10 protein-coding genes are annotated in these 12137 nt (G+C 65.2%); 2 read left to right on the forward strand and 8 right to left on the reverse strand.

Annotation, left to right across the window (positions count from 1 at the left end; genetic code table 11):
• Positions 1-32: 32 nt before the first annotated feature.
• From madC to CH275_RS22905, 6 genes are all read right to left on the reverse strand, one after another.
• Entirely contained in the window at positions 33-1550 is a 1518-nt protein-coding gene (madC, locus tag CH275_RS22880) for a MadC family VWA domain-containing protein (protein WP_094680511.1), read from the reverse strand.
• A complete protein-coding gene (locus tag CH275_RS22885; RefSeq protein WP_094680512.1) occupies positions 1547-2584 on the reverse strand; it encodes a MadB family AAA-type ATPase in 1038 nt (345 codons plus the stop codon). Before CH275_RS22885 ends, madC begins: the two co-directional genes overlap by 4 nt.
• Before the next feature lie 83 nt (positions 2585-2667).
• Positions 2668-3939 carry an NDMA-dependent methanol dehydrogenase gene (mdo, locus tag CH275_RS22890; RefSeq protein WP_032376592.1) on the reverse strand — a complete coding sequence of 424 codons (1272 nt, stop codon included), beginning with the start codon at positions 3937-3939 and terminating at the stop codon, positions 2668-2670.
• Between the two features lie 197 nt (positions 3940-4136).
• Entirely contained in the window at positions 4137-5369 is a 1233-nt protein-coding gene (locus tag CH275_RS22895; protein WP_094680513.1) for an MFS transporter, read from the reverse strand.
• 75 nt (positions 5370-5444) lie between these two features.
• Positions 5445-6221: a glutamate racemase gene (locus tag CH275_RS22900; RefSeq protein ID WP_094680514.1), complete on the reverse strand. Its 777-nt coding sequence runs from the start codon at positions 6219-6221 to the stop codon at positions 5445-5447.
• Complete coding sequence (locus CH275_RS22905) at positions 6218-7390, reverse strand: cystathionine gamma-synthase (protein ID WP_032376589.1); 1173 nt, start codon at positions 7388-7390, stop codon at positions 6218-6220. Before CH275_RS22905 ends, CH275_RS22900 begins: the two co-directional genes overlap by 4 nt.
• 81 nt (positions 7391-7471) lie before the next feature.
• Between CH275_RS22905 and CH275_RS22910 the strand changes: the two genes are divergently transcribed.
• On the forward strand, positions 7472-8644 hold the full coding sequence (locus CH275_RS22910; RefSeq protein ID WP_037176497.1) for an acyl-CoA dehydrogenase family protein: 1173 nt from the start codon (positions 7472-7474) through the stop codon (positions 8642-8644).
• A gap of 58 nt (positions 8645-8702) precedes the next feature.
• Here CH275_RS22910 and CH275_RS22915 read toward each other — a convergent pair whose 3' ends face one another.
• On the reverse strand, positions 8703-9518 hold the full coding sequence (locus CH275_RS22915; protein WP_094680515.1) for a haloalkane dehalogenase: 816 nt from the start codon (positions 9516-9518) through the stop codon (positions 8703-8705).
• A gap of 59 nt (positions 9519-9577) precedes the next feature.
• Positions 9578-10963: a cystathionine beta-synthase gene (locus CH275_RS22920; protein WP_094680588.1), complete on the reverse strand. Its 1386-nt coding sequence runs from the start codon at positions 10961-10963 to the stop codon at positions 9578-9580.
• A gap of 96 nt (positions 10964-11059) precedes the next feature.
• Between CH275_RS22920 and CH275_RS22925 the strand changes: the two genes are divergently transcribed.
• Positions 11060-12073: an SGNH/GDSL hydrolase family protein gene (locus CH275_RS22925; protein WP_094680516.1), complete on the forward strand. Its 1014-nt coding sequence runs from the start codon at positions 11060-11062 to the stop codon at positions 12071-12073.
• The last annotated feature ends 64 nt before the right edge of the window (positions 12074-12137 follow it).

Below are 12137 nucleotides of genomic sequence, written 5' to 3' on the forward strand. Positions count from 1 at the left end.
TACCCGACCGGGTAGGTACCGGTGCGATCAGGTCAGGACAGCGCGTGCCCCAGTTCGGCCGCCTGCGCCGTCAACTGGTCTCCGTCCCGCGCGACCACCACCCGGTCGCAGATCTGCTCGTAGTCCTCCATCGAGCACGCTGCTTGCGCCCAGTAACGGCGGGCCTCGGGGGTGATCCATGCGATGCGGTGCACCTTGGACCGAATCTTCGCCAACGCGTCGAGTCCGGGCGGCCGTCCGTTGCACCGACCGTCTCCCACGATGATCACGGCAGTGCGCTTGTTCAGCACGTCCCCGTGCGAGTCCAGGAGACCTGCGAAGGTCTTGCCGTAGTCACTGCTGGCTTCGAGGTCCAGGCGGGCGTCCGCTAGTACGGCAGCCAGTGCGCCGTCGCCGGTGCTACCGCGCAAGGTGGTCGTCACATCCACCGGCGCGTCCACGAACCCCATCACCGTGCACCGGTGCGCGCGAGAATGCATGGCCTGCGCGAGTCTGAGCGTGAATGCGGTGATCGGCCGCACCGAGAGCGAAACATCAGCAAGTACGAGCAGTCGGACCTTGTCGGGTACAGGTGTTTTCGTCACCAGACGGAAGGGAATTCCGTCGGTACGCAGACTGGAACGGACGGTGCGTCGCATGTCGAGCGGACCCCGTGAATGCTCGCGCGGCCGCGGGCGAGGAGTTCCCCGCATGTGTCTGAGCACTTCGTGGCTCGCACGCTCGATCTCGGCATGCCGGCCGAGCGCCTGCGCCGCGCCGTCGACCGGCACCGGCGACGACATCGTCCCGGTCACATCCCCCAGCGCCGCCACGAACGCCTCGACGGCATCGGTGATCCGGTCCAGCATTGCGGCACTCAGCTCGCCGGAATCATTGCCGTCACCGTAGACGCTGCGCGGATCGTAGGCGTCGAACCACGCCAGGATTCCGGCCGGGTCTTCCCAGTTCAGCTGTCCTGCAACCGCTCCACTGGTACTCGACGCCAACTCCCCGGCCGCCGTCGACCCGGAACGCTCGAGGTCCACGGTGTAGGTGACGCCTCGTCGGCCCATGTCACCGTCGGTATCGATGGACAGATCATGATCCTCGGACGACAGACTGATGTCGTCGTCGTCCTTGTGCGGGTTGAATCCCTTGTCGGCCTCGGGCGTGTCGAGCAGATCCCCGATCTCGACGGCACGCTCGTTGTACTCGGCGTATTTCGCCGCCTCCTGGTCCGCTCCCACGTCCAGGTCCGTGGGAAGTCCGCCGGCCACTTGCGCGCCGACCGACGAACGATGCTCGTCCACGATGCTTTCTGCCGCGTCCCGAAACATCGACTCGAACGCGAGATCGAAGCCACGCTGTTCATGGTCGTACTTCGCACACGTCGCGCGCAACGCCGCGCGCAGAACCGCCAGGTCACGGGCCCCGAGAAGACCGAGGACGCGTCGTACCTCGATGACCTCGGCCGGCGACGCGGCAACGCCGTAGCGACGCAGAATTCGACCGAAGACCGCCGCCAACACATCCAGCACCACCGATGCCGAGAACGTCCGGTGCACAGTCATCGTCGTATTCCGATGCCACCCTTGTCGCGTCCGCCGTGCCCACGAAAGGCCGTCGCGGTCGTGTTGACGACCGCGCCGAGCGATGTCGGTGCAGAGGGCTCTTCTGCTACCGGTCCGGCCAGCGCGATCTTCATGTCCGACGAGTACTTGACCAGCGCAGCGAGAAGGTACTTGCGCGTCTCGTCGGTGTGGCCGAGGACCGACGCGATACGAGCCGCGTCGATCACTTCCGAGATCGACGGGCTCTTGCGTAGCGGTAGTTCGCGCAATTCATGTGCCAGCTGGACGATGTCGGCCGCGATCTGTGTGGTCACCTCGGAAGCGCGAGCGGTGACGATCTCTCGTTCCCGCGCCGCGGTCGGGTAATCGAGATGGAAATGCAGGCAGCGCCGCTTGAGGGCCGACGACAGCTCACGAGTGTCGTTGGAGGTCAATATCACCCACGGATCGCTGCGTGCTGTGAACGTACCGACCTCGGGAATGGTCACCTGCTTCTCGGCGAGCACTTCGAGCAGCAGTGCCTCCATGGATTCCTCGGTGCGATCGACCTCGTCGACGAGTAGAACGACCGGCTCCTCGGACAGCACCGACTCCAGCAGGGGCCGTACCGACAGGAACGGTTCGGAGTACAGGCCGAAGTCTTTGGCCGCCAGCATCTTCGAGGCGTCGTCGATGTCGGTGACGTGCTGGGTGAGCGCACCGATGTGTTCGCGCAGCATTTGCACGTGCAGCAGCTGTTTGGCGTAGTCCCACTCGTACAGGGCTCGGTTGTCGTCGAGACCTTCGTAGCACTGCAACCTCACGAGCTTCCGACCGCTCGCTGCAGCAAGGGATTTGGCCAGCTCGGTCTTGCCGACGCCCGCGGGGCCTTCGAGCAGCAGCGGGCGATCGAGCGCTGTCGCCAGATGCACCACGGTGGCGAGGTCGTCGTCGGCGATGTAGTTCTGCTCCCCGAGCGCGCGCTGCAGATCGGCCGCGTCGGTGAATCGAACGGTGCCGGTGTCGTCGCTACGCACTGTCGACAGCGAGGTCATGTGTTTCCCTTCGGAAGGCGGCTTCGCCGCACGTGAACGGAACTTCGTACCCTGCTACGAAGTTCCGCTCACATGGGTGGCGGTTAGTACGACTCGTTGATCGCGTGCGAGACGACGGGGATCATCGATTCGACGGTGACCTCACGGGGGTTGCCCGGGGTGCACCAGTCTTCCTGGATGTGCTCGGAGATCTTCAGAACCGACTTCTCGTCGCCCTTGATCACGTCGCCCTTGCCGGCGTACTTGCCGGTGTTCATCCGGTTCTTGTCGTATGTCGCCGAGCGAATCGATCCGAAGTTGTCGGGAATGCCGACGTCCTTGGCGAGGCGGATTGCGGCTTCGACGGCAGCGTCGGCGGCCTGAACGGTGGTCATGTTCTTGGTGTCGACGCCCATGGCCACAGCGATTTCCGCGTAGCGCTCGTAGCGCGAGGGCAGGTTGTACTCCCACACGCGTGGCAGAGCGATGGCGTTGTTGAGACCGTGAGCGCTGTCGTAGAACGCGCTGATCGCATGCGAGATGGAGTGGATGACACCGAGGCCGCCGGAGTTGAACGCCTGCGTGGCAATGTACTGGGCGTTCATCATCCCCTCGCGGGCCTTCAGGTTGCCCGGGTCGTACACGGCCTCGCGGAGGTGCTTGGACACCAGGCCGATCGAGTAGATCGCGTTACCCAGCGACGGTGCGAAGTCCAGACGCGAGACGTAGGGCTCGGCACCGTGGGCAAGGACGTCGAAGCCACAGAACGCGGTCCACTGCTGGGGGCAGGTGTAGTAGAGCAGCGGGTCGTCCAGTGCCAGAGTCGGTGTCGACGCCTCGTCGAAGGCGAGCCACTTGTGCGGCTTCTCCATATCCGAGGTGTCGGTGATGACGTATGCCCAGGACGTCTCCGAACCTGTTCCGGCAGTGGTCGATACAGCGATGTGCGGCGGGTTCTGCTTGTTCGTGGACTTGGAGAATCCCTCGAACTCGTTGATGTTGCGGCCGTCGTGTGCGACGACGACGCGAATGCCCTTGGCTGCGTCGTGGCTCGAGCCACCACCGACCGAGATGACGCTGTCGCACTTCTCCTTCTGGTAGAGGGCGGCACCGTCCATGACGTTGTAGTCCTTGGGGTTGGACTCCACCTTGTCGTACAGGACCACCTCGACGCCCTGGTACTCGATCTTGCCGATCAGTTCCTCGATGATTCCGGAACCGCGCAGTCCGGTGGTGACGAGCAATGAGCGCTTGAACCCGAGTTCCTTGGCCTCGACACCGATCATGTCGTGGGCACCGACTCCCAGCTTGGCGCGCGGCAGCGGATGAAACTCCTTGATGGGAAATTCCCAGATCTGATTGAGCTCGATAACCATCGGTGTCTCCTCGGTGAGTGTGAGTCGAAGACGCCTTCCTCTGTGATCGGCGTCTCACTGATGACCACACTCCACTGCCCGGCACCGCGATGGGAACACCCAGCCGGGCGAACTCTGCCAACGACGCTTCGAACTACCCGATCGGGCAGGGGTACTCGCTCATCCTCGGTAGGGGTCACTCGACCGAGATTGCTGCACTAGCGATCTCGACGCTGCGCCACCGAGAATCCGAGAACCGAGATGAGCGCGAGTGCGATGACGAATGCCCCGTACACCTCCACTGTCGTGCTCAGACCCAACCGGTGCACAGCCAGTCCGGCGATCACTGCGGGCACGCTGAACGCGAGGTAGCTGATGACGAAGGTCGTGGCGAACACCCCGCCCCGTTCCGCTGCGGGGACCAAAGCGCCGAGGGTGCGCATCGCACCGAGGAACGTTGCTCCCCAGCCCGATCCGGCGATGACGGCCCCGACGAAATACGCCGCGATCGACCCGATCTGTACCGACACCAGAGTGGTTGCGACACCGGCCGCCAACACCGTCGCCCCGACCATCATCACGGTGCGGGGAAACCCGTTGCGCACCACGGCAGCTGCCACCGCACCCGAGGCGAACAGCGCGAAGATCTCCAGACCGCCGACGATGTGGTTGTCGATGCCGAAGACGCCGCCGATGATCGACGGTCCGAGCGAGAGGTGAAAGCCGCCGAGCGACCAGGTGGCGAACAGAGCCGGAGCGATGAGGAAGAACGGTGCCCGCACCGACTTGGGGATCGACGCCCGCGGCAGCAGCGTCGACGCGAGGTGGCGTCGGGAATCGAAGCCGCGCAACGCCGACGTCTCCGGCACGAACAGCAGTGCCACCGCAAGGACGAGCGCCGCGACGATCAACAGCGCGAACACGAGGACGTCGGGGGCAGGTGCCAATTGGACCAGCAATCCGGCACCGAGCGCGCCGCCTGCCAGTCCGAGGGAGGGCGCGATGCTGTTGAGCAGCGGCCCGGTGGATACGTTCGGCTGCAGGTCGATGACGGCCGCGCTCATCGCACCCGTCGCCGCCCCTGCCGCGATTCCCTGCACGATGCGAGCTGCGATGAGCATCGGGACGCTGTCGGCCACCATGAAGAGGATCAGACTGACGACGAGAAGCAGAAGAGATGCGATCAGAATCGGCTTGCGCCCGATGTGGTCCGAGAGGCTACCGACGGTGAGCAGTGTCGACAACAACGCGACGGCATAGACGGCGAAGATGACCGTGAGCGTGATCGCGCTGAAGCCCCAGGCCTGCTGATAGACCGGATACAGCGGGGACGGTGCCGCCGATGACGCCATCAGAACGATGAAGGCAACGCCGACAACCCAGAAGGCGTACCGATGCGGCATCCTCGCCGCAGCCTTCCCGGCACTACCCCGCACTTCGACGTCGACCATATGTTGTCCCTCCACTGCCGCGACCGTTACCTAAGTGAAAGACAACGCCTAGGAAGTTGGTGCATTCCCGAGGACTCAGAGTCGGCGTGCTCCGGCCACGTCGAGCAGGACCTGTCCCTCGCGATACCGCTGGGCACTCGTAGGCAATTCACCCTCGACCCCACTGAGCCACACCGATACGCGTCCGGTGCCGGAACTACCGGACTCGACCTCGTCGACCCGTCGGATCGTCTGGTTGGCCACGGCCTCGGCGCTGTCGAACATCGTCACCTCGGTGGGCAGCTGAGCAACGATCTCGCTCCGCACCAACGGGTAATGCGTGCAGCCCATCACGATCGCCTCGACGTCGTCGGGAGTGGACGCCACTGCAGCGGCGATGGCTGCACTGATTCCACGTTCGTCGCCACGATCGATCGAGTCCGCCAGACCGTGGCACGCCACGCTCGTCACCGTCCGATGCGACGCGAACTCCTCGATCAAGCGCGCTTGATAAGCACTTGCCGTCGTCGCTGCCGTCGCCCAGATCGCAATCCGATCACTCACCGCCGCAGCGGGTTTGATCGCCGGCACGGTACCCACCACCGGAACCGCGTCACCCAGTGCAGCCCGAACGTGACTCAGCGCCGTCACGCTCGCGGTATTGCACGGCAGTACCACCACCTCGGCACCGAGCTCGACGGCATGCTGTGCGGTACCGACCACCCGGTCGATGACCCATCGGTCGGGCTTGGGGCCCCACGGTGCGTTGTCGGGGTCCATCATCAGCACCAGATCGAGCTCGGGACGCAGACTGCGCAGCCGCGCAGCCGTCGGAACCATTCCCAGGCCCGAGTCGATCAGTGCGACGATCATGCCAGAGCTTGCTCGACGTCACCGACCAGATCGGCACCGTCCTCGATACCGACCGACAGCCGCACCAGGTCGTCGGGCACTTCGAGCAACGAACCCGCCGTCGACGCATGCGTCATCGCACCGGGGTGCTCGATCAACGATTCGACGCCACCCAAAGACTCGGCGAGAGTGAAGATTTCGGTCTTCGCGCAGAAATCGAGTGCCGCCTGCTTGCCGCCGGCCAGGCGCACCGAGACCATGCCGCCGAAGCGTCGCATCTGCTTCGCGGCGACCGCATGCGACGGGTGCGATTCGAGTCCGGGGTAGATGACCTGCGAGATGGCCGGGTGCCCGTCGAGGAATTCGACGATCTTCTCGGCGTTGTCGCTGTGCCGTTCCATCCGCAGCGCGAGGGTCTTGATGCCGCGCAAGGTCAGGAACGCGTCGAACGGGCCGGGAACGCCGCCTGCGCCGTTCTGCAGGAACGCGAACGCCGTATCGAGTTCTTCGCTGTCGGTCACCAACGCGCCGCCGACCACATCGGAGTGTCCGCCGATGTACTTGGTGGTCGAGTGCAGCACCACGTCGGCACCGAGGCTCAGGGGCTGCTGCAGGTACGGCGACGCGAACGTGTTGTCGACGACAAGCTTGGCTCCACCCTCGTGGGCCACACCCGAGAGCGCCTCGATGTCACCGACGTTGAGCAACGGGTTGGTGGGCGTCTCGACCCAGACGAGCTTGGTGTTCGGACGCATCGCCGCCCGCACCTCGTCGACATCCGACACTGCAGCCACCGAGTATTCGATACCCCACTGCGTGAAGACCTTGTCGATCAACCGGTACGTGCCGCCGTAGGCGTCGTTGGGGATGACGAGGTGGTCACCGGGACGCAGCGCCGAACGCAACAGGCAGTCCGTCGCCGCCATGCCCGAGGAGAACGCCCGCCCGTAGGTGCCGGACTCGATCGCCGCGAGATTGGCTTCCAGCGGCCGACGCGTCGGGTTGCCGGTGCGCGCGTACTCGAAACCGCTGCGCATGCCGCCGACGCCGTCCTGAGCGAAGGTGGAGCTGGCGTAGATCGGCACATTCACTGCGCCGGTCAGCGGATCCGGCTCGTAACCGGCGTGGACCGCCTTGGTGGAAAAGCCCTGCCAGGACGTGTTGTCTGCCTTGCTGCGCTGCTCACTCATGGCCTCCACCCTAATCGGCCTGCGTCGCCCGGCGGGGGCGTGGGTAACCTGCGAAGACAACCCCCAGCGGAAAGAGGCACCGTGGCCAACTCCCAGAGCGTCGACGAACTGTTCGCGATCGATTCACTCCTCGACGACGAGGAGCGCCAGATCCGGGACACCGTCCGCAAGTTCGGCAACGAGCGCATCCGTCCGCACATCGCCGACTGGTTCGACGAGGGCACGGTGCCGGCGCGTGAGCTGGCCAAGGAACTCGGCTCGCTCGGCCTGCTCGGTATGCATCTCGAGGGCTACGGCTGCGCCGGAACCTCTGCGACGGCGTACGGCCTGGCCTGCCTCGAGCTCGAGGCGATCGACTCCGGCATCCGTTCGCTGGTCTCGGTTCAGGGCTCGCTGGCGATGTTCGCCATCTGGAAGTACGGCTCCGAGGAGCAGAAGCAGCAGTGGCTACCGGGGATGGCCGAGGGCTCGCTGATCGGCTGCTTCGGTCTGACCGAAGCCGATTTCGGATCCAACCCCGGCGGCATGCTCACCCGCGCCAAGCGCGACGGTGACGACTGGATCCTCAACGGGAGCAAAATGTGGATCACCAACGGACCGGTCGCCGACGTCGCCGTCGTATGGGCGCAGACCGACGACAAGATCCGCGGTTTCGTCGTGCCGACCGACACCCCAGGATTCACCGCCAACACGGTCAAGAAGAAGCTCTCGCTCCGTGCGTCGATCACGGGCGAGCTGGTGTTCGACGACGTACGGCTGCCCGCCGACGCAATGCTGCCCGAGGCCCGTGGCCTGAGCGGACCGCTGAGCTGCCTGAACGAGGCCCGCTTCGGCATCGTCTTCGGTGCGATGGGCGCAGCTCGGGATTGCATCGAATCCGCGATCGAGTACTCCAAGACCCGCGCGGTGTTCGACAAGCCACTCGCCGGATACCAGATCACCCAGGCCAAGCTCGCGAACATGGCCCTCGAGCTCGGTAAGGGGCAGCTGCTCGCGCTGCACCTGGGCCGACTCAAGGACAAGGGCGAGCTGCCGGGCGAGCGGGTGTCCCTCGGAAAGCTCAACAACGTGCGTGAAGCAATCAAGATTGCTCGCGAATGCCGAACGATCCTGGGGGCCAACGGAATCACGCTCGAATACCCGGTGCTCCGCCATGCCAACAACCTCGAATCCGTCCTCACCTACGAGGGCACGTCCGAGGTGCATCAATTGGTGATCGGGCAGGCCCTGACCGGCTCGAGCGCGGTGCGGTAGGGCGCCGCCCGTCGTGCGCGTTTTGCGTAGCCACAGATACGCAAAACGCGCACGAGGCCTAGGTGCCCAGCCAGCCCAGTAGAGCCTCGGCTGTCGCGGCGGGTTGATCCTCCGGGAGGAAATGCGTGCCGCTACCAACGTCGACGATGGTCATCGCGCGTCCGTGGATCCGGCACCACTCGACTTCGATGTGCCCGATGACCGCACCGGGACACCCGTGCATGAGCAAGGTCGGCATCGTCTCGTCCGCGAACACCTGCTGATTGCTCGTCACGATCGATACGACTGCCGACGGCTCCCCTGCGATCGGAATTTCACGTGCCCATTCCAGCATCGGCGCGCGCGAGGCAGGATTCACGAACGGACGACGGTAGGCATCCATCTCGTCGGGACTCAGGGTCCTCAGAATTCCAGAGGGGAGCACGGCCTCGACGAACACGTTGTCCTCGAACACCATTCGCTCACCCACACCCGCGGTGCGCAACGCCGAGAACAGCTCCCTTGCGCCGTCGTCCAAATCGTCCCACTTATCGATGGGATGAATATGACCCTCCATCACCGCTACGCCGCACACGCGGTCCGGGTCAGCGCGGGCGAGAGCGAGGGCGATGACCGCGCCCCAGTCGTGGCCGACGAGAGTGACGTCGGACAGACTCAGTTCGTCGAGGAATTCACCGACGTGGGCAATATGGTCGACCAGACGGTAGCCGGACGACGATGCACCGGAACGACCCATTCCGACCAGGTCGACGGCAATGCAGCGATAGCCGGCAGGTGCGACGACACCGGTCACATTGCGCCAGAGATACGACGATGTCGGGTTGCCGTGCAGAAACACCAGTTCCGGACCGTCTCCGGATTCGACGTAGTGCATTGGGGTCCGTCCTCGTGCGCGTTTTGCGTACTTCAGGGTACGCAAAACGCGCACGAGGGCTAGGCACCCTTGCTGAGGAATCCGAGCAGATCGTGGCGAGTGATGACGCCGACGGGCTTGCCCTCCTCGACGACCATCAGCGCATCGGATTCGCCGAGTGCCTTGGTGGCGTCGGAGACGGTTTCCCCGGCACCGATCAGCGGGAACGGCTCACTCATGTGCTTGGCGACCGGGTCGGCCAACGCTGCGCGCCCCTCGAAGACGGCGCTGAGCAGATCGCGTTCGGTGACGCTGCCGGCAACCTCGCCTGCCATGACGGGCGGTTCGGCCCCGACGACGGGCATCTGAGAGACGCCGTACTCGCGCAGAATCTCGATGGCGTCGCGCACGGTCTCCGACGGGTGAGTGTGCACCAGATCGGGCAATGCACCGGACTTTCCGCGCAGCACCTCGCCCACCGAGGTCTCGTGAGTCTTGCCGTCGAGGCGTGAACGGAGGAATCCGTACGACGACATCCACGAATCGTTGAAGATCTTCGCCAGGTAGCCGCGTCCGCCGTCGGGGAGCAGCACGACGACCAAAGCGTCGGGACCCTCACGCTCGGCGACCTGGATCGCGGCAACAGCGGCCATACCGCACGAGCCGCCGACCAGCAGGCCCTCCTCGCGGGCGAGGCGACGGGTCATGTCGAACGAATCGGCGTCGGACACGGCGATGATCTCGTCCGGGATGGACGGGTCGTAGGCGGTCGGCCAGAAGTCCTCGCCGACGCCCTCGACGAGGTACGGGCGACCCGTGCCGCCCGAGTACACCGAGCCCTCCGGGTCGACGCCGATGACCTTGACCTTGCCGCCGGAGACCTCCTTGAGGTACTTGCCGGTGCCGGAGATGGTGCCGCCGGTGCCGACGCCTGCGACGAAGTGAGTGATCTTTCCGTCGGTGTCGGCCCAGATCTCGGGCCCGGTGGTCTCGTAGTGGCTGGCCGGTCCGGCCGGGTTGGAGTACTGGTTGGGCTTCCAGGCTCCCTCGATCTCGTGCACGAGTCGATCGGAGACGCTGTAGTAGCTGTTGGGGTCCTCGGGTGCGACGGCCGTCGGGCAGACGACGACCTCGGCTCCGTACGCGCGCAGCACGTTGCGCTTGTCCTCACCGACCTTGTCGGGGCACACGAACACACACTTGTAGCCGCGCTGCTGCGCAACGAGCGCGAGACCGACGCCGGTGTTGCCGGACGTGGGTTCGACGATGGTGCCGCCGGGCTTCAATTCTCCGGATGCCTCGGCCGCGTCGATCATCTTGACGGCGATGCGGTCCTTGGACGAACCACCCGGGTTGAGGTACTCGATCTTGGCCGCGACCGTGCCGCCGCCGTCGCCGATGACGGTGGACAACTTCACCAACGGGGTGTTGCCGATGAGTTCGGTAATGTGCTGAGCGATGCGCATCGCTCCATCTTCCCAGATGCAGGTAATCGACTCGCGGTCACGGCCGTCGACACCCGCATACGATGGTGTGGACGGCATGAGGAGAGGGATCGATCTGTGACGGCAGGCGGATGGCGTACCGCTGCGAAAGCGAGCGCCGCGACAGTGCTGGCAGGCTCCGGAGCAGGGACGGCGTCCTGGGCCGCCTACCGACATCTGATGGGGCAGGCCGCCGCGGCCCGCGGCGTCATCGGGCGTACCACCGCCAAGCCACCGGAGGCGGACGGCGTCTACACCGCGGGCTGCGCGGCCCCGGAACGGTGGCGACTGGGAAGTTCAGCAGATATTCATCTGATGATCTTCGGCGACTCCACGGCCGCGGGAGTGGGCTGCGTCGTCGCCGACGAAGTCCCGGGCGTACTACTCGCCCGCGGCCTGGCCGAGGAAACCGGACAACGAATCCGATTGAGTACCAAAGCAATTGCCGGTGCCACTTCCAAGGGCCTCGAAGGCCAGGTCGATGCCATGTTCGTCGCGGGTCCGCCGCCCGACGCTGCGGTCATCTTCATCGGCGCGAACGACGTCACCAAGAAGTTCTCCATCCCGGCTTCGGCGGCGCGGCTCGGCGATGCGGTGGAGCGACTGACAGCCAAGGGCTGCGTCGTCGCGGTGGGAACATGTCCGGACCTCGGTGTCGTGACGGCCATTCCACAACCCCTGCGTACCGTCGTCCGCAATTGGGGTCGACGCCTCGCACACGCCCAGACGGCCAGGACTCTCAGCGCAGGCGGCCATCCGGTCGCTCTGGCGGATCTACTGGCACCCGAATTCCTGGCGGCCCCCGACACCATGTTCTCGGCCGACCGCTTCCACCCGTCGGCCGCCGGGTACGAGCTTGCCGCACAGCAGATTCTGCCGGTGCTCGCGTCCGCACTCGGTGTGTGGCACGGCGGTCCACTACCTGAGCTGCCGACGGTGTCCGCAGCCGTCGAATCGCGCAAGGCCATCCCCCGCGCCACCGCTGCACTCGACCGCTTCCTGCGCAGAAGAACCGCCGAGCTCGACGCCGAGATCGTCACGGCGTCGGAGGATCTCGTACGTCGTGGCGGCGGCGGTCGGGCGGGGTTGTAAGTTCGGTCAGGAGACATCGCCTACTCGGCGGTAACAGAGCAGGTAAGCAGTATCGATTCGAAGG

This window comes from Rhodococcus sp. 06-235-1A, from assembly GCF_002258785.1.
Lineage (GTDB): Bacteria > Actinomycetota > Actinomycetes > Mycobacteriales > Mycobacteriaceae > Rhodococcoides.